The sequence below is a fragment of the Kitasatospora saccharophila genome (assembly GCF_039529925.1).
In the GTDB taxonomy this organism is placed as follows: Bacteria; Actinomycetota; Actinomycetes; order Streptomycetales; family Streptomycetaceae; genus Kitasatospora; species Kitasatospora saccharophila.
On sequence record NZ_BAAANS010000036.1, the window covers coordinates 24,993 to 45,496 of the forward strand.

Annotated in this window: 19 protein-coding genes; 13 read left to right on the plus strand and 6 right to left on the minus strand. The window is 74.6% G+C overall.

The window, feature by feature from the left end; all coding sequences use genetic code 11:
- Positions 1-11 precede the first annotated feature (11 nt).
- Together ABD345_RS24670 and ABD345_RS24675 are read left to right on the plus strand one after the other, a co-directional pair.
- Positions 12-875 carry an IclR family transcriptional regulator gene (locus tag ABD345_RS24670; RefSeq protein WP_344554786.1) on the plus strand — a complete coding sequence of 288 codons (864 nt, stop codon included), beginning with the start codon at positions 12-14 and terminating at the stop codon, positions 873-875.
- A gap of 233 nt (positions 876-1,108) precedes the next feature.
- A complete protein-coding gene (locus tag ABD345_RS24675; protein ID WP_344554787.1) occupies positions 1,109-2,428 on the plus strand; it encodes a pectate lyase family protein in 1,320 nt (439 codons plus the stop codon).
- Positions 2,429-2,521: 93 nt separating this feature from the next.
- Here the strand turns inward: ABD345_RS24675 and ABD345_RS24680 are convergent, their stop codons facing one another.
- On the minus strand, positions 2,522-3,697 hold the full coding sequence (locus ABD345_RS24680; protein ID WP_344554788.1) for a hypothetical protein: 1,176 nt from the start codon (positions 3,695-3,697) through the stop codon (positions 2,522-2,524).
- A 63-nt stretch (positions 3,698-3,760) separates the two neighbouring features.
- Positions 3,761-4,690 (minus strand): 5-dehydro-4-deoxyglucarate dehydratase, encoded by a 930-nt coding sequence (locus ABD345_RS24685; protein WP_344554789.1) that lies wholly within the window; start codon positions 4,688-4,690, stop codon positions 3,761-3,763.
- 200 nt (positions 4,691-4,890) lie between these two features.
- On the opposite strand from ABD345_RS24685, the gene ABD345_RS24690 reads away from it, so the two are divergent.
- From ABD345_RS24690 to ABD345_RS24710, 5 genes are all read left to right on the plus strand, one after another.
- Complete coding sequence (locus ABD345_RS24690; RefSeq protein WP_344554790.1) at positions 4,891-5,805, plus strand: carbohydrate ABC transporter permease; 915 nt, start codon at positions 4,891-4,893, stop codon at positions 5,803-5,805.
- The gene (locus ABD345_RS24695) at positions 5,802-6,686 is read left to right on the plus strand and encodes a carbohydrate ABC transporter permease (RefSeq protein WP_344554791.1); all 885 of its coding nucleotides are present in this window, start codon (positions 5,802-5,804) and stop codon (positions 6,684-6,686) included. The genes ABD345_RS24690 and ABD345_RS24695 overlap by 4 nt, the downstream gene beginning before the upstream one ends.
- A gap of 114 nt (positions 6,687-6,800) precedes the next feature.
- Positions 6,801-8,105: an ABC transporter substrate-binding protein gene (locus ABD345_RS24700; protein ID WP_344554792.1), complete on the plus strand. Its 1,305-nt coding sequence runs from the start codon at positions 6,801-6,803 to the stop codon at positions 8,103-8,105.
- Between the two features lie 5 nt (positions 8,106-8,110).
- Entirely contained in the window at positions 8,111-9,268 is a 1,158-nt protein-coding gene (locus tag ABD345_RS24705) for an enolase C-terminal domain-like protein (RefSeq protein ID WP_344554793.1), read from the plus strand.
- Complete coding sequence (locus tag ABD345_RS24710) at positions 9,265-10,041, plus strand: NAD-dependent epimerase/dehydratase family protein (protein WP_344554794.1); 777 nt, start codon at positions 9,265-9,267, stop codon at positions 10,039-10,041. Before ABD345_RS24705 ends, ABD345_RS24710 begins: the two co-directional genes overlap by 4 nt.
- On the opposite strand, the gene ABD345_RS24715 is transcribed toward ABD345_RS24710, so the two are convergent.
- From ABD345_RS24715 to ABD345_RS24730, 4 genes are all read right to left on the minus strand, one after another.
- On the minus strand, positions 10,028-11,218 hold the full coding sequence (locus ABD345_RS24715) for an RNA-binding protein (protein ID WP_344554795.1): 1,191 nt from the start codon (positions 11,216-11,218) through the stop codon (positions 10,028-10,030). The genes ABD345_RS24710 and ABD345_RS24715 overlap by 14 nt on opposite strands.
- A 96-nt stretch (positions 11,219-11,314) precedes the next feature.
- Entirely contained in the window at positions 11,315-11,830 is a 516-nt protein-coding gene (locus ABD345_RS24720) for a hypothetical protein (RefSeq protein WP_344554796.1), read from the minus strand.
- Positions 11,831-12,368: 538 nt separating this feature from the next.
- Entirely contained in the window at positions 12,369-13,421 is a 1,053-nt protein-coding gene (locus ABD345_RS24725) for a 3-oxoacyl-[acyl-carrier-protein] synthase III C-terminal domain-containing protein (RefSeq protein WP_344554797.1), read from the minus strand.
- Positions 13,422-13,611: 190 nt separating this feature from the next.
- Entirely contained in the window at positions 13,612-14,277 is a 666-nt protein-coding gene (locus ABD345_RS24730) for a substrate-binding domain-containing protein (RefSeq protein ID WP_344554798.1), read from the minus strand.
- Positions 14,278-14,339: 62 nt separating this feature from the next.
- Here ABD345_RS24730 and ABD345_RS24735 point away from each other — a divergent pair, with 62 nt between their 5' ends.
- From ABD345_RS24735 to ligA, 6 genes are all read left to right on the plus strand, one after another.
- Positions 14,340-15,107 (plus strand): IclR family transcriptional regulator, encoded by a 768-nt coding sequence (locus ABD345_RS24735; RefSeq protein WP_380276111.1) that lies wholly within the window; start codon positions 14,340-14,342, stop codon positions 15,105-15,107.
- A gap of 154 nt (positions 15,108-15,261) precedes the next feature.
- Positions 15,262-16,476: a 4-hydroxybenzoate 3-monooxygenase gene (locus ABD345_RS24740; RefSeq protein WP_344554800.1), complete on the plus strand. Its 1,215-nt coding sequence runs from the start codon at positions 15,262-15,264 to the stop codon at positions 16,474-16,476.
- A gap of 26 nt (positions 16,477-16,502) precedes the next feature.
- A complete protein-coding gene (locus ABD345_RS24745) occupies positions 16,503-17,525 on the plus strand; it encodes an amidohydrolase family protein (RefSeq protein WP_344554801.1) in 1,023 nt (340 codons plus the stop codon).
- A 29-nt stretch (positions 17,526-17,554) separates the two neighbouring features.
- The gene (ligK, locus tag ABD345_RS24750; RefSeq protein ID WP_344554802.1) at positions 17,555-18,241 is read left to right on the plus strand and encodes a 4-carboxy-4-hydroxy-2-oxoadipate aldolase/oxaloacetate decarboxylase; all 687 of its coding nucleotides are present in this window, start codon (positions 17,555-17,557) and stop codon (positions 18,239-18,241) included.
- A gap of 5 nt (positions 18,242-18,246) precedes the next feature.
- Positions 18,247-19,194 carry an amidohydrolase family protein gene (locus ABD345_RS24755; protein ID WP_344554803.1) on the plus strand — a complete coding sequence of 316 codons (948 nt, stop codon included), beginning with the start codon at positions 18,247-18,249 and terminating at the stop codon, positions 19,192-19,194.
- 5 nt (positions 19,195-19,199) lie between these two features.
- The gene (ligA, locus tag ABD345_RS24760) at positions 19,200-20,504 is read left to right on the plus strand and encodes a protocatechuate 4,5-dioxygenase subunit alpha (protein WP_344554804.1); all 1,305 of its coding nucleotides are present in this window, start codon (positions 19,200-19,202) and stop codon (positions 20,502-20,504) included.

A 20,504-nucleotide genomic window follows, 5' to 3' on the forward strand; every position in this document is an offset into this window, starting at 1 on the left:
TGGGGTCAAGGATGCCCTCGCCGACCAACGCCGCCCGGGGCGGCACCCACCGGGGCGACACCGGCCGAGACGGCGCCGACCAAGGCGGCGGCCCGGGCCCCGGCCCGAGCGGCGGCCCGAGCGGCGGCGCCCAGGTGAAGTCCGCCGTGCGGACGGTGGAGCTGCTGGAGTACTTCGCGGGGCGGCCCGGGATGCACAGCCTGGCGGAGGTGCAGGAGCAGACCGGCTACCCGAAGTCGAGCCTGTACATGCTGCTGCGCACGCTGGCCGAGCTGGGCTGGGTGGAGACGGACGCGACCGGCACCCGGTACGGCATCGGGGTGCGGGCGCTGCTGGTGGGCAGCTCGTACATCGACGGGGACGCGGTGGTGGCCGCGGCCCGCCCGGCGCTGGACGTGCTGGCGGAGGACACCGGGGAGACCATCCACCTGGCCCGGCTGGACGGGGCGAACGTGGTGTACCTGGCGACCCGTCAGTCCCAGCACAGCCTGCGGCCGTTCACCCGGATCGGGCGGCGGCTGCCGGCGCACTCGACCTCGCACGGCAAGGCGCTGCTGGCGACGCTGGGCGACGAGGCGGTGCGGCGGCTGCTGCCGGAGCGGCTGGAGCCGCTGACCGAGCACACCCACACCGACCGGGAGGAGCTGATCCGGGAGCTGGCCGAGGTGCGCGCCCGGGGCTACGCGGTGGACCGGGAGGAGAACACGCTGGGGCTGCGCTGCTTCGGGGTGGCGATCCCGTACCGCACCCCGGCCCGGGACGCGGTGTCGGTGTCGGTGCCGGTGGCGCGGCTGACGCCGGGCCGCGAGCAGACCATCCGGGACGCGCTGTTCGACGCCCGGGACCGGCTGACCCTGGCCACCCGGCACCTGTGAGCCCCGCCCCCGCCCGCCGCTGACGCGGCGTCATGTACCTTTCGGCGCCCCGCACCCCGCGTGCGGGGCGCCGTCGCGTTCCGGCGCCGGACGCCTTGACAGGGCCGCGCGGGGCTCCCTAGGTTGCGGACACGGATGCGACCGACGTTCACGTCCGTGAACCACGGTCGTCCGACCGCACCGCGCACCGCACGCATGCACCCCACCCGACCAGCTCGACGAGGAGCACCGTCATGCGTCTGCCCCGCACCGTCCGCACCGCCGGACCGCTGTTCGCCGCCGCCGCCCTGTGCGGCTCGCTCGCCTGCGTCCCGCCCGCCCACGCCGCCGACCTCGGCCACTCCGTGCTGGCCGCGAAGGACGGCTGGGCCTCCGCCACCACCGGCACCACCGGCGGGTCGAAGGCGGACGCCGCGCACACCTTCACCGTCTCCACCCGGGCCCAGCTGGTGGCGGCGCTGGGCGGCAAGAACTCCGGCAACGGCTCGAACGCCACCCCGAAGATCGTCTACGTCTCGGGCGTCATCGACCTCAACACCGACGACTCCGGCAAGCACCTGAACTGCTCGGCGTACGCCGTGAACGGCTACTCGCTGCCCGCGTACCTGGCGGCCTACGACCCGAAGACCTGGGGCACCTCGGCGGTGCCCTCGGGGGCCCAGGAGGACGCCCGCGCCGCCTCGCAGAAGAAGCAGGCCGACAAGGTGCAGATCAACGTCGGCGCGAACACCACCGTCGTCGGCGTCAACGGCGGCACGCTGCGCGGCGGCGGGCTGGTGGTGAAGAACGTGGACAACGTGATCGTCCGCAACCTGTCCTTCGAGAACGCCGCCGACTGCTTCCCGCAGTGGGACCCGACCGACGGCTCGACCGGCAACTGGAACTCCGAGTACGACGCGATGACCGTCTACGGCGCCACCCACGTCTGGGTGGACCACGACACCTTCTCCGACGGGGCCGTGCCGGACTCCAGCCTGCCGAAGTACTTCGGCCGGGTCTACGAGGTCCACGACGGGCTGCTGGACGTGGTCAAGGGCGCGGACTACGTCACCGCCTCCTGGAACGTGTTCCGGGACCACGACAAGACCAACCTGATCGGCAACAGCGACAGCGCCTCCGCCACCGACGCGGGCCACCTGCGGGTGACCTTCCACCACAACCTGTGGCAGAACACCGTGCAGCGCGCGCCCCGGGTCCGCTTCGGGCAGGTGGACGCCTACAACAACTACTACGCGCCGACCGCCGGGGACTACGAGTACGGCATCGGGGTCGGCAAGTCCTCGCAGATCGTGGCGCAGAACAACTACTTCGCGCTGCCCTCCGGCATCACCGCCGCCCAGGTGCTCTACAACTGGGGCGGCACCGCGCTGACCGCGAGCGGCAACTCCGTCAACGGCACCGCCACCGACCTGACCGCCGCCTGGAACGCCGCCAACCCCGGCAAGCAGCTGGGCACTTCGGCGGGTTGGACGCCCACCCTGCGCACCGGGGTGGACGCGGCGAACACCGTCCCGGCGAAGGTCACCGCGGGCGCGGGCGCCGGCCGGCTCTGAGCCCCCGCGGCGCGGCCGCGCACCGCGAGGGCCCCGGCGGAACTCCTTCCGCCGGGGCCCTCGCCCGTTCCCTCCGGGGTATCCGAGTGAGCGTCAAGAAGGCTGGTTGGCATGGCTGTTCAAGTAGGAGCGGACGGCGGCCAGGTCGGCGTCGGAGGCCAACCCGGCGTGGTACAGGCGCAGTTCGTCGGCGTCCTGGACGTCCCGCGGCGGGCCGCCGCCGAGCGCGGCGACCACCGGGAGGTTGGCGGCCAGCACGGTGCCCGGGCGGCGGTGCGGGGCGGCGAGCGGCAGCAGGTGGGACGGCAGGACCAGGCCGTCGGTGCGGGCCAGCAGCCAGTCGGCCTCGACGCCGGGGTTGGGGCCGCTGCGGTGCGGGAGCGGGTCGGCGTGCAGCAGGATCCGGAAGCCGGGCGGGGCGGCGGCCCGGACGGCGGCGACCGCGGCGGCCTGCAGCCGGCGGGCGGCGGCCAGCCGGTGGGTCCGGGCGACGGCGGCCAGGTCGGCGCCCAGCAGCCGCTCGACCCGCTCCCACTCCTGCGCCGGATCGGTTTCGGGCCCCGCCGTTCCGGGCCCCGCCGTTTCGGGCGCGCCGCGCCACAGCGGTTCCAGGGCGGCCCGGGTCGCCGCGCGCAGGGCGTCGGCGTCGGGGCCGTAGCCGGCGCGGCAGGCGGGGCAGAAGCACAGCGACATCAGGAACTGCCCGGCGGGGCCGAGCGGAACGCCGCCGATCTTGTCGTGGGCGTGCAGGTGCGCGAGCCCGTACCAGCCGCAGGACTCCAGTTCGGTGCCGGTGGCGCCGGGCCGGACGGCGGCCTCGGCGGCGAGGTCGGCGCAGTACTCGACGACCTCGTCCTGGGCGATGCACGGCGCCCAGGGGTAGGACTCGCCGTAGGCGTTGTGCACGGTGCGGTGCGGGTTCTCGCGTCCCAGGCGGGAGTTGTGGGCGAGCACCACCCAGCTGTGCACGTCGAGCCCGGCGGCGGTGAGGGCGGTGGCGGCCTCGCCGAACGGGTCGGCGCCGTCCAGCCAGTGCTGGGCGGCGGGGCGCAGCGCGCGGCCGCGCCAGCGGGCGGGGTCGGGCGGGTAGTAGGCGGCGAAGTGCGGGGCGGTGACGATCCGCCGGGCGGGGTGGCGGGGGGTCAGGGCGCGGGTGGAGTGGTAGGCGGCGGCGAGGGTGGTGCCGTGCAGGCCGAGTGCGGCGAGCCGCTCGGGGGCGGCGGGGTCGCCGGTGACGTCCCACGGGTAGAGGAAGGCGCTGGCGCGCACGGGGTCTCCTGGCGGGCGGGGCACCCGGCCGGTGGTGCGCCGGCCGGACACCGGGCGGGCGGGTCAGAGCAGGGTGCGGCCGTGGGCGACCAGTTCGGCGAGGGCTTCGACGTGGGCGGGGGCGGGTTCGGCGAGCGGGGCGCGGACGGTGCCGACGTCGAGGCCGTCGAGCCGGACACCGGCCTTGACCAGCGAGACGGCGTAGCCGCGGCCCTGGTTGCGCAGTTCGACCAGCGGGCGGAAGAAGCCGTCGAGCAGGCGGTGGGCGAGGGCGTCGTCGCCGCCGTTGACGGCCCGGTGGAAGGCGAGGGCGAGGTCGGGGGCGAAGCAGAAGACGGCGGAGGAGTAGAGGGTGACGCCGAGGCCGCGGTAGGCGAGGCCGGTGAGTTCGGCGGTGGGCAGGCCGTTGAAGTAGCGGAAGTCCAGGCCGGGGTGGGTGGTGCGGACGGCGCTGATGACGCGTTGCAGCAGGTCGAGGTCGCCGATGCCGTCCTTGAACCCGATGACGTTGTCGAGGGCGGCGAGGGCGGCGACGGTGTCGGGTTCGAGGACGGCGTTGTCGCGGGCGTAGACGATGACGCCGAGCCGGGTGGCCCGGGCGAGGTCGGTGTAGTGCCGGAGCAGGCCCTGCTGGGAGGGCTTGACCAGGTAGGGCGGCAGGGCGAGGACGCCGTCGGCGCCGGCCTCCTCGGCGCGGCGCAGGAACTCCAGGGCGAGGGCGGTGCCGTGGCCGACGCCGGCGACCACGGGGACGGCGCCGGCGGTCTCCTCGACGGCGGCGGCGACCACGGCCCGGTACTCGTCGAGGTCGAGGGCGTGGTACTCGCCGGTGCCGCAGGCGGCGAACACGGCGCCGGCGCCGGCGTCGAGGCGGGCCCGGACGTGGGCGCGGAAGGCGGCGAGGTCGAGGCGGCCGTCGGGGGCGAAGGCGGTGACGGGGAAGAACAGCAGGCCGTCGAGGCGGCTGCGCAGGCGGTCGGGCGTGTCGGGCACGGGGGTCTCCTGTCGGGACGGCGGGAGGGGCGCTGCTGCGGCACCACAGCAGCGTTATACATCATTCTGATTGCAGTACACATCCATGAACGAAGAATCAAAATCCTTGCGTGCGAAGAGGGTTGACGGCCCATCACACCCTCCCTAGGGTGTCCACACATGTGAACGGCGTCCACGAATGTAGAGGAGGTGAGCTCCCCGTGACGCTCGCCGGTCCGTACGGAGCCCGCGTCCGCCGGGCACTCACCCCGTACGCCCTGATCGCTCCGACCGCGCTGCTGCTGGTGGGTTTCCTGCTGGTCCCGCTCGGCAGCGTCGGCTACTACGCACTGCAGCACCGGGTGGTGAACGAGCCGTACGACGACGCCTTCGTCGGGCTGGACAACTTCTCCCGGATGCTGGGCGACCAGCAGTTCTGGCACAGCCTGCTGTTCTCGGCGAAGTGGGTGGCCGCCGAGGTGGGCCTGCAACTGCTGCTGGGCCTGGCCCTGGCCCTGATCGTGAACGAGACCTTCGTCGGCCGGGCAGTGGCCCGGGCGCTGGTGTTCTCGCCCTGGGCGGTGTCCGGGGTGCTGACCACCGGGATCTGGCTGCTGCTGTACAACCCGGCCACCGGGGTCTTCCACCAGCTGTCCGCACTCGGCCTCGGCGACCCGGCGACCTCGGTGCTGGGCGACCCGGGCACCGTGTTCCCGGCCGTGGTGGTGGCCGAACTCTGGCGCGGCGTCCCGTTCTTCGCCATCCTGGTCCTCGCCGACCTGCAGTCCGTCCCGAAGGACCTGTACGAGGCGGCGTCGATCGACGGCGCGGGCCGGCTGCGCAGCTTCTGGCACGTGACGCTCCCCCACCTGCGGGACGCCATCGTGCTGGCCACCCTGCTGCGCGCGGTGTGGGAGTTCAACAACGTCGACCTGCTGTACACCCTGACCAACGGCGGCCCGGCCGGGGCGACCACCGGCCTGCCGCTGTACGTGGCCCAACTGGCCCGCAAGTCCTACGACTTCGGCTACGGCTCGGCGCTCACCGCGGCGGCCTTCGTGCTGCTGCTGTTCTGCTCGGTGCTGTACCTGCGGCTCAGCCGCTTCGAGGGCCGGGGCGAGGGGGTGCGGCGATGAGTTCCGAAGCCACCCCGCTGCCCGCCGCCCGCCGCCCCGCCGCCCGGGTCCCCCGGCGCGCCGCCGTCCGGGCGGGCACCGGGCGGGTGCTGCGGCTGTTCCTGCCGCTGGGCCTGTACCTGGTCTTCACCCTGGTCCCGTTCTACTGGATGCTGCTGTTCGCGCTGCGCCCGGCCGGCTCCACCGCGCTGCTGCCCTGGCCGGTGACCTTCGAGCACTTCGACACGGTGTGGAACGGCATGGGCTTCCGCACCTACTTCACCAACAGCGTGCTGATCGCCGTCCTGACCCTGGTGTCGGTGACCTTCTTCGCCCTGATGGGCGGGTACGCGCTGGCCAGGTTCCGCTTCCGCGGCCGGCGGGCGTTCATGCTGGCGCTGCTGTGCACCCAGTTCGTGCCGGGCGCGATGATGCTGATCCCGCTGTTCAACGTGTTCCGGCTGCTGCACCTGATCGACACCCGGTGGAGCCTGGTGGTCGCCGAGACGGTCTTCCAGCTGCCGCTGGCGATGATCCTGATGAGCGGCTTCGTGAAGAACGTGCCGGTGGAGCTGGAGGAGTCGGCGATGGTGGACGGCTGCGGCCGGCTGCGCGCCTTCCTCGCCGTGGTGCTGCCGCTGCTGCGGCCGGGCATCGTCGCGGTGGGCTCGTTCGCCTTCATCGGCAGCTGGAACAACTTCCTGTTCGCGCTGATGTTCCTCAACGACCCGGAGCTGCAGACCGTCCCGGTGGGGCTGCAGACCACCATCGGCGAGAACACCGTGGACTTCGGCGCGCTGGCCGCGGGCGGCGTGGTCGCCGCGGTGCCGGTGGTGCTGGTGTTCGCCTTCGTGCAGAAGTACCTGGTCCAGGGCCTGAGCGCCGGCGCCGTCAAGGGCTGAGCGCCGCCCGTCCCGCGAGTTCCCCGACCCCGCGCTCCCCGTCCCGCGAGTTCCCCGCGCGTTCCCCGACCCCGGGCTCCCTCCCGCCCCCGTCACAGACAGGACTCCCCACCCATGGCCCGTCCCCTGCGCAGCGCCGCCGCGGCCCTCACCGCGCTCGGCCTGCTGACCGCCTGTTCCGCCTGCTCCTCGGGCGGCTCCTCCGGTGACTCCGCGAAGAAGACGGTGATCACCTTCTGGGACAACAACGCCGGCCCGGCCCGCACCCCGCTGTTCCAGCACCTGATCGACGGGTTCGAGAAGGAGCACCCGGAGATCGAGGTCAAGTACGTCGGGGTGACCAGCTCCGAGGTCGCCGAGAAGTACAACACCGCGATCGCCGCGCACTCCACCCCCGACGTCGGCGGCGTCACCACCGCCCTGCTGGCCTCGCTCACCGCGCAGAAGGCGCTCGTCCCGCTCGACGACCGGCTGGCGGGCAGTCCGCTGAAGGGGGAGCTGTCGGCGGCGATGCTGGAGACGTCGAGGGCCGCGGCCGGCGGCAAGGGCCTGTACCAGCTGCCGTCCTCCGGCAACCAGGACGTGATCTGGTACCGGGCGGACAAGTTCGAGGCGGCCGGGATCGCGGTCCCGAAGACCTGGGACGAGCTGTTCGCCGCCGCGGCGAAGCTCACCGACAAGCCGGCGAACCAGTACGGCTTCACCATCCGCGGCGGCGCGGGCTCCGGCTTCCAGGTGCTCGCCGAGGCGTACGCCTACTCCGGGATCACCGGCGTGTTCGACGCGGACGGGAAGTCCACCGTCGACGACCCGAGGAACGTCGAACTGATCGCGAAGATCGCCGCCCAGTACAGGAACACCACCCCGGAGGCCGACGTCTCCAACGCCTACCCGCAGATGCTCGCCCAGTTCCAGGCCGGCCAGGTGATGATGGTGCACCACAACCTGGGCTCCACCAAGGACGTGAAGTCCGCGCTCGGCGACAAGGCGGCCGGCATGCTGCTCCCGGCCGGGCCGGACGGCACCGCGACGCTGGCCAACCCGGTCGACGGCTTCGGGGTGTTCAAGAACTCCAAGCACCAGGACGCTGCCTGGACCTTCCTGGAGTACCTGGACTCGCACGCGTCGAACTCGTACTGGAACGAGAACGCCGGGCAGATCCCCGCCAACACCGCGGCCTACGCGGACGACTGGTACGTCAGGTCGGGCATCACCAAGCAGGCCGGGGACGCGCTGAACAGCGGGAAGCTGGTGCAGCCGCCGGTCTACCTTCCGCAGTACTCGAAGATCACCAAGACCGAGGCGGAGCCGAACTTCCAGAAGGTGCTGCTGGGCCAGATGTCCCCGGCGGACTTCGCCGCGTCGGTGGCCGGGGCGCTGACCAAGGCGCAGGCCGACTACCGGGCGAAGAACGGCTGACGGGGGTGGCAGCCGTCGAATCGGTCGAGGTGACCTTCTTCACCACCCTCGCCCGCACCGCCGTCGACCCGCACGGCCACCGGCACCCCGCCGAGCCGCACCGGGTCCGCGAGGCCCTGCTGACCGTCACCGACGCCGACGGCGTCGCCGGGCGGGTGCTGGTGCAGCCCGACCACCTGCGCCCGCACGTGCTGGAGAAGTACGTCCGGCCCGCGCTGCTCGGGCAGGAGGCGCTGGAGCGCGAGCGGCTGTGGACCGCGCTGGCCCGGCGCCAGCGCGGCGCGGGCGGCGGCCTGACCGACCGGGCGCTGTGCTTCGTCGACCTGGCGCTGTGGGACCTGGCGGGCCACCGGCTGGGCCAGCCGGTGTGGCGGCTGCTCGGCGGCGCCCGCCGGGAGGCCCCCGCGTACGCCTCCACCATGTGCGGCGACGAGATGCCCGGCGGGCTGGCCACCCCGGCGGACTACGCGGCCTTCGCGGTGCGGCTGGTCGAGCAGGGCTACCGGGCGATCAAGCTGCACACCTGGATGCCGCCGGTGGCGGGCGCGCCGAGCGTGGCGCTCGACGTCGCGGCCTGCACGGCGGTGCGCGCGGCGGTCGGCCCGGACGTCGAACTGATGCTGGACGCCAACCACTGGTACTCGCGCACCCAGGCGCTGCGGCTCGGCCGGGCGCTGCAGGAGCTGGGCTTCTCCTGGCTGGAGGAGCCCATGGAGGAGGCGTCGGTGTCCTCCTACCGGTGGCTGGCCGAGCAGTTGGACATTCCGGTGATCGGCCCGGAGACCTCCTGGGGCAAGAACTTCACCCGCGCCGAGTGGGCGGCCTCCGGCGCCTGCGACATCCTGCGCACCGGCACCACCGACGTCGGCGGCATCACCCCGGCGGTGCGCACCCTGCACCTGGCCGAAGCGTTCAACCTGGACTGCGAGGTGCACGGCAACGGCTCCGGCAACCTCGCCCTGCTCGGCGCCAGCACGCACAGCCGCTGGTACGAACGCGGCCTGCTGCACCCGCTGGTGGACTTCGACCTGCTGCCGCCGCACCTGAACTCGGCGGTCGACGCGATCGACGGACGCGGCGTGGTGGTCTTCCCCGAACGCCCGGGCCTGGGCGACGATTTCGACCTCGACTACATCAAGTCCCACACCCTGGAGGTGTCGTGACACTCGTTCTGCTCACCGGTGCGGCCGGCGGCGTCGGCACCATGCTGCGCGAGCTGCTGCCCCCGTACGGCCACCGGCTGCGGCTGGCCGACCTGAAGCCCGTCGCGGACGCGCCGGACGCGCTGGCCTTCGACCTGGCCGACGCCGACGCCGTCCGGGCCGCGGTGCGCGGCGTGGACGCCGTCGTCCACCTCGGCGGGATCGCGCTGGAGGACACCTTCGCCAACATCGCGCACAGCAACATCGAGGGCACGTACCAGTTGTACGAGGCGGTGCGGGCCGAGGGCGTGCGCCGGGTGGTGTTCGCCAGTTCGAACCACGCGGTGGGCTTCACCCCTCTGCACGGCGAACTGCCGGTGCGCGCCGACGTCCCGCCCCGGCCGGACACCTACTACGGCCTGTCCAAGGTGTTCGGCGAGTCGCTGGCCTCGCTGTACGCCGACAAGTACGGGATCGAGACGGTCTCGCTGCGGATCGGCTCCTGCTTCCCCGAACCGCGCTCGCCCCGGATGCTCTCCACCTGGCTCAGCCCCGGCGACTGCGCCCGCCTGGTGCACGCCGCCCTCACCGCGCCCGGCGTCGGCCACACCGTGGTCAACGCGATCAGCGCCAACACCCGCGCCTGGTGGGACCTCGGCCCGGCCCGGGCGCTCGGCTACGAACCGCAGGACGACGCCGAGGCGTACGCCGGACGGATCCTCGCCGAGCACGGCGAACTGGACCCGGAGAGCGCGGACGCCCGGCTGCTCGGCGGGTACTTCACCACCCTGTAGCGGTGACCTCGACGCGTTCGCGCACCAGGTCGACCGCGGTGATCCGGCCCGCCACCCGCTGCCCCGGGGCCGGATCACCGCCGCGCAACCCGACCGGCAGGCCGTCCAGTCCGTCCAGTCCGTCCAGTCCGGCCGTGCCGTCCGGGCCGGCCACGACGGTGACCGGCGCGCCGACCCGCAGCTCCCGCAGCCGGGCCCACCGGACGTCGCCGGGAGCCGGGTCGGGGGCCCAGCGCAGGCGCAGGACGCCGTCCGGGTCGGGGCGGGCGGCGGTGAACAGCGGGAGGTCCTCGCCCACGTAGATCGACAGCAGCACGGCGCCCCGGGCGGCCGAGAGGTCGGGGGCAGGGCCGCCGGATTCGTGGATGCCGCCGGTGATCCGGCCGTCCGCGTGCTCGACGACCAGTTCGAAGGTGTCGTCCTCCTCGGTCAGCGCGGCCAGCCGCGCGGCCACCGCGCCGGGGTCGCCGAGGACGTCGGGCCGCACCGAGAGCCAGGCGCGCGGGGCGAGGCCGGCCCGGACGGCGTCGAGGTTGGCGGGGGTGAGCCGGTGCCAGCGGGTGGTGGCGGTGTGCTCCTCCAGCAGCGCGGCCCCGCCCTGCTCCACGCACCGGCGCAGCCGCGCCCAGAACTCCCGGTCGGCGGGGCGCGGTTCTACCTCGTGCGGCTCGGGTTCGGGATCGTACGGGGAGGCGTCGATCCGTTCGGCGAACAGCCCGGAGGCGTGGGTGGCGGCGACGGCCCGCTCGCACGGCAGGCGGCTGCCGACGTACAGGTACTGGTCGTAGCCGACGTGCGCGGCGAACCGGTCCTCGCACTCCAGCCGGCCCCAGAACCCGCTGTCGCGCAGCATCGCCCGCACCAGCTCCTGCGCGAGCGGTACGCCCACCCGCAGCCCGTCGTGCAGCCCGTCCCGGCCGCCGGGCAGCAGCGCGTCCAACTCGTCGTCCCCGTAAGGCGGTTCGATCCCGAAGTGGACCAGCCCCGAGGGCAGCGACGGCTCCCGGACCTCCAGCACGCCCACCCCGGAGTCCGCGGCGAACGCGGCGACGGCGGCGAGGTACGCGGCCTCGACCGGGCCGTGGTCGCTGTCGATGTCCTCGGCGCCGGTGTAGTGGCCGCGCTCGTCGCGGTCGGCGGGGTCGTACTTGGTGACGCGGTACACGTACGGCAGCATCGGGCGGTCACCGCTCCTCGGGGCCGACGGGCTCCGGGCCGACGGGGCCGCCCGGGGCGCGTTCGACCCGCCGGGGGCGGTCGGGGGCGGCGGTGCTCATCCGCGTGCTTCCCAGCGGGCGCCGGGGCCGACCACCAGCCGGCCGCCGGAGGGCAGCCGCAGCCCCCAGCCGGGAACGGCGTCCGGGGCAGGGAGGGCGGCGGGGAAGACGCTCAGCCGGTGGTCGCCGAACTCGATCCGGGTGCCCCAGCCGGGTTCGGTGATCCGGACGTCGGTGATCTCCCGGCCGACCAGCACCCGCAGGTCGGCGACCAGGCGCGGGAGCGCGTCGCCGGAGGCGGCGGCCGGCACGGGGCCGCCGGGGCCGGTGCGCTCCAGCCGCCAGTCGGGGCCGCCGACGGTCAGCCAGCGGTAGGCGAGCCCGTTCCTGCCGTTCGACCGGCGGTGCGTCAGGGCGAGCAGCAGCGCGAACCGGCCCCGGCTCTCGCTGGGGACGTGCACCGAGGTCACCTTCCCGCCGTGCAGCACCGCCAGCTGCCGCCGCAGGGCGGGCAGGTCCGTCGAGGTGCCGGGGTGCTGCAGCTCCGGAGCGGGGTCCGTCTGGGTCGTCACCGGACACAGTCTCCGGCCGGGGGCGGCCGGTCGTCCAACCGTTATCGGCGCGCCGCGTACGGGGGTTGACGCCGGTCCGGGCCGGGTCCGCGGCCGGGGCGCCCGGGACGCCGCCCACGGGCCGGGCGTCGACCGGACCCCCGGGTCGGCCGAAATCTCGTTCGAGCCACCATCGGTCGAACGGATGAATCGGACGACGGCTGCGCCCCGCGCGACCTCCCCGTCCGCGCCGCCCCGGACCTCGCGCGGGCAGCCGTCCCCGAACGGGCTCCCGCCCGGGCCGGGCGCCCGGAGCTGCTGGCGGCGCCGGCCGACGGCTACCGGCGCCCCTTCACGGCCGCGGAGCTGGAGTACCTGACGGTGCTGGCGGCCCTGGACGCGGTGTCCGGCATCCAGTACGGCGCCGCCGCCGGCGATCCCGAACTCCTGGAGCGCGGCCTGCGGACCCCGGCCCGGCTCCGCGATCCGTCCCTCGGCGGCCTGACGCGGGTCGTCATCGACTCCGGAGGGCCCACCCCGGCCGGGTGCCGGGGCCGGTTCAGGTCCAGGTCACCAGCAGGGCGGCGGCGGTGACGCCGGGGCCGAGGCCGAGGAGGAGGCCGCGGTCGCCGGGGCGGGGCGGGATGCGGTGGGTGCGGTCGAGGACGGAGAAGACGGTGGCGCCGCCGAGGTTGCCCTCCTCGTGCAGGACGTCGCGGGAGTGCCGGACGAAATCCGCGTCGACGCCGAGGGCCTTGGCCAGCCGGGTGAGGATGGCGGGGCCGCCGGGGTGCAGGACGCCGAAGTCGAGCGGGCCGCCGGCGTTGCGGTCGAGCCAGTCGAGCAGGGCGGGGGCGAGGTCGGTGACGGAGCGCAGCGAGTCGCGGGTGGAGGAGAAGTGGTCGCCGCGCTCGTCGGTGTACTTGCGGTAGCGCGCGACGGTGTGCGGGAGGGTGTGCTCCCAGGTGTGGTCGATCCGCAGGGCGGGGGCGCTGCCGAGCGGGCGGGCGGCGACCAGGGTGGCGGCGACGGCGTCGCCCCAGAGCGCCTTGTAGATCTGGTCCTCCAGGGTGCGGTCGGTGTCCTGGTAGAGGGAGGAGAGGAACTCGCCGACCAGGACGAGGACGGTGTGCCCGGGGTTCCGGGCGAGGTGCTCCTCGGCGAGGATCAGGGCGAGGGCGCCGCCGGCGCAGGCGGCCTGGGTGAGGCTGCGGACCCGGGTGCCGGGGCGCAGGCCGAGGTCGTTGAGCAGGTGGGTGCCGAGGCCGGGGACCTTGTCGGCGGTGGAGCTGGAGACGATCACGCAGTCGATGTCGCCGGGGGTGAGGTCGGCGTCGGCGAGGGCCGCGGTGGCGGCTTGCCGGGCGGCGGCGCGGACGGTGTCGAAGGTGGCGTCCTTGCGGTGGGCGGTGTCGCGGGCGGCGGTGATCTCCTCGTAGGGGGCGAGGTAGCGGCGGGTGCCGGGCAGGTTGTCGAGCGCCATGCCGATCGCGTCGTACTGCGGGTGGTCGGGGTTGCGGGCGAGGATGTCCGCGCGGATCCGGGCGGCGTCGACGGTGTGCGGTCCGCGGACGAGCGCGGGGCGGGCGACGTGGGCGGTGGTGCTGGGCATCGGCGGGACTCCCCCGGGTCGGCGCGACTGGGCGGGCGGCCGGGCCCGGAGCCTTCCGGGCGCGGCCGCTCGGCGCACGCACGCGGTCGCTCGGTGTACGCACGGGCGTGTGCGGGATCATCGCATCCCTTTTCCGACGCGCCGTCAATCCCCGTTCCGGGGGCCGGATTTCGGACCGTCCCGGTCCGGTTCAGCGGGGGCCGCGGGGGCGCATGCCGTGGGCCCGGGCGGTGGCCGAGGCGGCGTCGGAGGCGAGCAGGTCGAGCAGGTCGCGGGCGGCGGCGGGGCGGGCGGCGGTGCTGAGGACGGCGGCGGCGAAGGTGGAGGTGATGGCGGTGTCGCCGGGCAGCGGGCCGAGGATCCGGACGCCGGGGAGGCCGGCGAGTTCGCTGTGCTGCTGGAAGGCGAGGTCGGCGCGGCCGTCGGCGAGCAGCCGGCCGGCGGGGGTGCCGGGCGGGGCCTGGAGGAGGCGGACGCGGCCGTCCAGGCCGAGCCGGGTGACCAGGGCGCGCAGGGCGGTGCCGCTGGGGCCGGTGGAGTGGGCGACGGCGCGGGCGGCGGTGAGCAGGGCGCGCAGGTCGTCGGCGGTGTCGAGGGCGGCGGGCGGTGCGTCGGCGGCGACGGCGGCGACGGTCTCGGAGTCCCAGAGCGGCCGGGGGGCTTCCGCCAGTCCTTCGGCGTGCAGCGCGGCGAGCGCGTCGGCGGCGAGCACGGCCAGGTCGGCGGCGGCGCCCGCGCGGATCCGGCGGGCGACCTCGACGCCGTCGGCGGCCTCGAAGCGGACGGGGGGCAGCAGCGGGGCGAGGGCGGCGAGGGCGGGGCGGACGGCCATCGAGGTCAGGGCGAGCAGGTGCACGGGGGTTTCCTCCGGGGGGCGGGCGCGGGACGGGCGGGTGCGAGACTGGCGGGATGAGCGGGATGAGTACGGACCGGGTTTCGGCGGCGGGCAAGGTGCTGCAGGTGCTGGCGGCGTTCGACCGCGAGCACCCGTCGCGGACGCTGTCGGAGATCGCGCAGTGCACGGGCCTGGCGGTGAGCACGGCGCACCGGGTGGTGGCGGAGCTGGCGTCCTGGGGGGCGCTGGAGCGGGCCGAGGACGGGTCGTGGCACGTGGGGCTGCGGCTGTGGGAGATCGCCTCGGGGTGTCCGCGCACCCAGATCCTGCGGGACGCGGCGCTGCCGTTCATGCAGGACCTGTACGAGGCGACGCACGAGAACGTGCAGTTGGCGGTGCGCGAGGGCGCCGAGCTGGTGTTCGTGGAGCGGATCGCCGGGCACCGTTCGGTGGAGCTGCTGACGATGGTGGGCACCCGCTTCCCGGTGGCCTCCACCGGGATGGGCCGGGTGCTGCTGGCGCACGCGCCGCGCGAGTTCCAGGAGGAGGTGCTGGCGGAGCCGCTGCGCCCGTGGACGCCGTACACGGTGACGGATCCGCGGACGCTGCGGGCGCAGTTGGACCTGATCCGCCGGGAGCAGGTGTTCGTGAGCGACCGTCAGCTGTCGGAGAGCACGGTGGCGGTGGCCGCGCCGGTGCGGATCGGCCGGTCGGGGCCGGTGGACGCGGCGCTGGGGATCGTGGTGGCGGCGCGCGGCGCGGAGCGGGCGCGGGGGCTGCGGGAGCCGTTGCTGCGGGCGGTGCACGGGATCTCCGAGGAACTGGGGCGGCGGGCCCGCACGGCGCTCTGACCGGTCCAGTCTGCGCGGCGGGGGCGGCCGGGGGCGGGACGTTTCCGTCAGGCGGAAAGGGTGCGGACGGGCGGCGGGGTGAGCTGCCAACGTTCGGGGCGGGCCGGACCTCGTCCGGGCCGCCACCCTCACCCCGCCCCGCCCTGGAGCCGTCATGCCCGATTCCGCCGTCGACCCGGTCGACACCGTCACCGAAGTGCCCGTCGCGGTGGTCGGCGCGGGTCCGGCGGGGCTGATGCTGGCCCACCGGCTGGGCCGGGCGGGCGTGGACGCGGTGGCGATCGACCTGCGCGGCCGGGAGGAGATCGCCACCACCCACCGGGCGGGCATCCTGGAGGCGGACGCGGCCCGGGACCTGGTGGAGACCGGGGTGAGCGACCGGATCCTGCGCGAGGGCCACGAGCACGGGGGCACCGAGCTGCGCTTCGGCGGCCGGGCGCACCGGATCGACTTCCGCGAGCTGGTGGGCGCCTCGGTGTGGCTGTACCCGCAGACCGAGGTGTTCACCGACCTGGCGGACGCCCGGGAGCGGGACGGCGCCGCGGTGCACTTCGGGGTGCGCGGCACCGAGGTGCTGGACGTGGACACCGACCGGCCCCGGGTGCGCTTCACGGCGGCGGACGGGACGCGGCACGAGCTGCGGGCCCGCTACGTGGTCGGCGCGGACGGTTCGCGCAGCACCTGCCGGGGCCTGGTCCCGGAGCCGCTGCGCGTCCGGTACGGCACCGAGTACCCGTTCGCCTGGTTCGGCGTGCTGGTCCGGGCCCCGGCCAGCGCCCCGGAGTTGGTGTACGCGCACTCGGAGCACGGGTTCGCGCTGATCAGTCAGCGGACCGAGAGCGTGCAGCGGATGTACTTCCAGTGCGACCCGGACGAGCGGACCGCCGACTGGTCGGACGAGCGGATCTGGGCGACCCTGCAGGCCCGGGTCGCGGGCCGGGACGGCTTCCGGCTGGTCGAGGGCCCGGTCCTGGAGCGGTCGGTGCTGCGCTTCCGGTCCTTCGTGCAGGAGCCGATGCGCTGGGGTTCGCTGCTGCTGGCGGGCGACGCCGCGCACACCGTGCCGCCGACCGGCGCGCGCGGGCTGAACCTGGCGCTGCACGACGTGAAGGTGCTGGCGGGCGTGCTGCTGCGGGCGCTGGGCGCCGAGGGCGAGCCGGCGCTGGCCGACTACCAGCCGCTGGCGCTGCGCCGGGTCTGGCGGGCGCAGCACTTCTCGTCCTGGATGACCCGTCTGCTGCACACCGCGCCGGGCGCCGCGCCGTTCGAGCTGCGCCGCCAACTGGGCGAGCTGGACAGCGTGGTGGGCACCCGCGCGGGCCGCGCGTACCTGGCCGAGCAGTACACCGGCTGGCCGACCTCCGCCTGACACCCCCAACCTTCCGGGAGAACTCCGTGATCATCGACGCGCACGGCCACTTCACCACCGCTCCGCCGCAGCTCGCCGCCTGGCGCGAGCGCCAGGCCGCCGCCGCGGGCGACCCGGCCGCCGCCCCCGACCCGGCCGAGCTGCGGATCTCCGACGACGACCTGCGGGAGGCGATCGAGTCCAACCAGCTGCGGCTGATGGACGAGCGCGGCACCGACCTGACGGTGTTCTCGCCGCGGGCCAGCTTCATGGCGCACCACGTCGGCGACTTCGCGGTCTCCTCCGTCTGGGCGCGGATCTGCAACGACCTGGTGCACCGGGTGAGCGCGCTGTTCCCGGCGCGCTTCGCGATGGGCGCGATGCTGCCGCAGTCGCCGGGCGTCGACCCGGCGAGCTGCCTGCCGGAGCTGCGGCGGGCGGTGGAGGAGCTGGGCGCGGTCTCGGTGAACCTCAACCCGGACCCGTCGGGCGGGCACTGGAGCGCGCCGCCGCTGACCGACCGCAGCTGGTACCCGCTGTACGAGGCGCTGGTGGAGTACGACGTGCCGGCGATGGTGCACGTGTCGACGTCCTGCAACCCGGCGTTCCACACCACCGGCGCGCACTACCTGAACGCCGACACCACCGCGTTCATGCAGCTGCTGCAGGGGAACCTGTTCGCGGACTTCCCGTCGCTGCGGCTGGTGGTCCCGCACGGCGGCGGCGCGGTGCCCTACCACTGGGGGCGCTTCCGCGGGCTGGCCCAGGCGCTGGGCGGGCCGACCCCGGAGGAGCTGGTGGGCCGCAACGTCTTCTTCGACACCTGCGTCTACCACCGGCCGGGCATCGACCTGCTGGCCTCGGTGGTGCCGTCCGAGGGGCTGCTGTTCGCCAGCGAGATGATCGGCGCCGTCCGGGGGATCGACCCGCTGACCGGCCACCACTTCGACGACACCCGGCGGTACGTGGACACCACCGACCGCCTCACCGACGCGCAGCGGGCGGCCGTGTACGCGGGCAACGCGCTGCGCGTGCACCCCCGGCTGGCCGCCCGCCTCGCCGCGCGCTGACCGCCCCCGACCCCCAGGAGGAGAGACCCATGCACACCGAACTCGGTGTCGTCCGCACGAGGATCGAGCGGCCCGACCCGGCCGCGGTGGCCGCGCTGGCGGCCTTCGGCACGGCGACCGTCCACGAGGCGATGGGCCGCACCGGCCTGACCCGCCCGTACCTGCGCCCGGTGTACCCGGGGGCGCGGCTGTGCGGCCCGGCGGTGACGGTGCTGCTGCAGCCGGGCGACAACTGGATGCTGCACGTCGCGGCGGAGCAGGTCCGGCCGGGGGACGTGGTGGTGGCGGCCTGCACGACGGAGAGCGAGGACGGGTTCTTCGGCGAGCTGCTGGCGACCTCGCTGCGCTCCCGGGGCTGCGCGGGCCTGGTGATCGACGGCGGGGTGCGGGACGTCGCGGACCTGCGGGCGATGGACTTCCCGGTGTTCTCCCGGGCGGTGAACGCCCGGGGCACGGTGAAGGCCACCCTGGGCTCGGTCAACGTGCCGGTGGTGTGCGCCAACGCGCTGGTGCGGCCGGGCGACGTGGTGATCGCGGACGCGGACGGCGTGGTGGTGGTGCCGCGCGAGCGGGCCGCCGGGGTCGCCGGGGCGTCGGCGGAGCGGGAGGCGAACGAGGCGGTCAAGCGCGAGCGGCTGCGCGCGGGCGAACTCGGCCTGGACATGTACGCGATGCGCGGCCCGCTGGCCGAGCTCGGCCTGCGCTACGAGGACTGATCGCCATGACGGAACGGACGGAACAGCACGTGACGGAACAGCAGAAGACCCCGGGCTGGCTGGACTGGCACCCCTCCCCCGGCCGCCCTGCCCTGGAGCTCCCGGCGGGCGCGGTGGACGCGCACTGCCACGTGTTCGGCCCGGCCGCCGCGTTCCCGTACGCGCCGGAGCGCAAGTACACGCCGTGCGACGCCTCCGCCGAGCAGCTGTTCGCGCTCCGCGACCACCTGGGCTTCGCCCGCAACGTGATCGTCCAGGCCACCTGCCACGGCGCCGACAACCGCGCCCTGGTGGACGCGCTGCGCCGCTCCGGCGGCCGGGCCCGCGGCGTGGCCACCGTGCGGCCGGGCGTCTCGGACGCCGAGCTGCGCGAGCTGCACGAGGCGGGCGTGCGCGGGGTGCGGTTCAACTTCGTCCGCCGCCTGGTGGACGTCACCCCGCGCGCGGACCTGTGGGACGTGGTGGAGCGGATCGCCCCGCTCGGCTGGCACGTGGTGCTGTACTTCGAGGCCGCCGACCTGGCCGAGCTGCGCGAGTTCTTCCTCTCCATCCCGGTGCCGCTGGTGATCGACCACCTGGGCCGTCCGGACGTCTCCGAGGACGTGGACGGGCCAAAGTTCGCCGGGTTCCTGTCCTTCCTGCGGGCCCGGGACGACGTCTGGTGCAAGGTCAGCTGCCCGGAGCGGCTCTCGCTGACCGGCCCGCCCGCGCTGGACGGCGAGCGGAACGCCTACCGGGACGTGGTGCCGTTCGCCCGCCGGGTGGTCGAGGAGTTCCCCGACCGGGTGCTGTGGGGCACCGACTGGCCGCACCCCAACCTGAAGGGCCACATGCCGGACGACGGCCTGCTGGTCGACTTCCTCCCGCACGTCGCCCCGAGTGCCGAACTGCGCCGGCGGCTGCTGGTGGACAACCCGATGCGCCTGTACTGGCCCGAGAACGAAGGGAGTTGAGCGTCATGGCGATCGACCGCAGCTACCGGCTGGTGCCCGGCACCACGATCTTCGACGCCGAGCAGTCCGCCCGCGGCTACCACCTCAACCAGTTCTGCATGTCGCTGATGACGGCCGAGAACCGGGCCGCCTACCTGGCCGACGAGCGCGGCTACCTGGACGCCTGGCCGCTGCGCGAGGAGCAGAAGCGGGCCCTGCTGGAGCGGGACCTCAACGCGGCGGTGCGCGAGGGCGGGAACATCTACTTCCTCGCCAAGTGGGGCGCCACGCTGGGCTTCTCGTTCCAGCAGATGGCGGGCTCGATGACCGGCATGACCGAGCAGGAGTACCGGGACATGATGGTCTCCGGCGGCCGCTCGGCCACCGCTCCGACCAGCCGGATCGACCACGCCGTGCTGGAGGCCGCGCACGCCGCCGACGCCCCGCCCGCCGAGCACGCCGCCGTCTCGGCCGCCGTGTTCACCTCGCACGTCCCGGCGATCGGCGCCGCGCTGGACCACGGCAAGACCGACGAGCCGTACTGGCGGCCGGTGTTCGCCGGGTACGAGCACTCCCGGCGGTGGGCCGCCGCGCACACCCCGGACGTGGTGGTGCTGGTCTACAACGACCACGCCAGCGCCTTCGACCTCTCGCTGATCCCGACCTTCGTGCTGGGCACCGGCGCCGCCTACCCGGCCGCCGACGAGGGCTACGGCCCGCGCCCGGTGCCCGACGTCGAGGGCGACCCGGAGCTGGCCGCGCACCTGGCGCACTGCCTGATCCGGGAGGACTTCGACCTGACCCTGGCCAACGAGATGCCGGTCGACCACGGGCTGACCGTGCCGCTGTCGCTGATGTTCGGCGAGGTGGAGCGGTGGCCGTGCAAGGTGATCCCGCTGCACGTCAACGTGGTGCAGTACCCGGTGCCGTCCGGGTCGCGCTGCTTCGAGCTGGGCCGGGCGCTGCGCCGGGCGATCGAGTCCTACCCGCGCCCGCTGAACGTCCAGGTCTGGGGGACCGGCGGGATGAGCCACCAGCTCCAGGGCCCGCGCGCCGGGTTGATCAACCGGGAGTGGGACAACGCGTTCCTCGACCGGCTGGTGTCCGACCCGGCGGGCCTGGCCCGGGTGCCGCACCTGGAGTACGTCGAGGAGGCCGGCTCGGAGGGCATCGAGCTGGTGATGTGGCTGATCGCGCGCGGCGCGCTCGGCGACGTCGACGACGGCGGCGCGGTGGACGTCGAGCACCGCTTCTACCACGTGCCGGCGTCCAACACCGCCGTCGGCCACCTGATCCTGACCAACAGCCCCCAGCGCCCCGAGGAGAACTGA

Coding starts and splice junctions, on each gene's coding strand:
- ABD345_RS24670 (WP_344554786.1), top strand. CDS start 12: ATGCCCTCGCCGACCAACGCCGCCCGGGGCGGCACCCACCGGGGCGAC.
- ABD345_RS24675 (WP_344554787.1), top strand. CDS start 1,109: ATGCGTCTGCCCCGCACCGTCCGCACCGCCGGACCGCTGTTCGCCGCC.
- ABD345_RS24695 (WP_344554791.1), top strand. CDS start 5,802: ATGAGTTCCGAAGCCACCCCGCTGCCCGCCGCCCGCCGCCCCGCCGCC.
- ABD345_RS24700 (WP_344554792.1), top strand. CDS start 6,801: ATGGCCCGTCCCCTGCGCAGCGCCGCCGCGGCCCTCACCGCGCTCGGC.
- ABD345_RS24715 (WP_344554795.1), bottom strand. CDS start 11,218: ATGCTGCCGTACGTGTACCGCGTCACCAAGTACGACCCCGCCGACCGC.
- ABD345_RS24725 (WP_344554797.1), bottom strand. CDS start 13,421: ATGCCCAGCACCACCGCCCACGTCGCCCGCCCCGCGCTCGTCCGCGGA.
- ABD345_RS24735 (WP_380276111.1), top strand. CDS start 14,340: ATGAGTACGGACCGGGTTTCGGCGGCGGGCAAGGTGCTGCAGGTGCTG.
- ABD345_RS24740 (WP_344554800.1), top strand. CDS start 15,262: ATGCCCGATTCCGCCGTCGACCCGGTCGACACCGTCACCGAAGTGCCC.
- ligK (WP_344554802.1), top strand. CDS start 17,555: ATGCACACCGAACTCGGTGTCGTCCGCACGAGGATCGAGCGGCCCGAC.
- ABD345_RS24755 (WP_344554803.1), top strand. CDS start 18,247: ATGACGGAACGGACGGAACAGCACGTGACGGAACAGCAGAAGACCCCG.
- ligA (WP_344554804.1), top strand. CDS start 19,200: ATGGCGATCGACCGCAGCTACCGGCTGGTGCCCGGCACCACGATCTTC.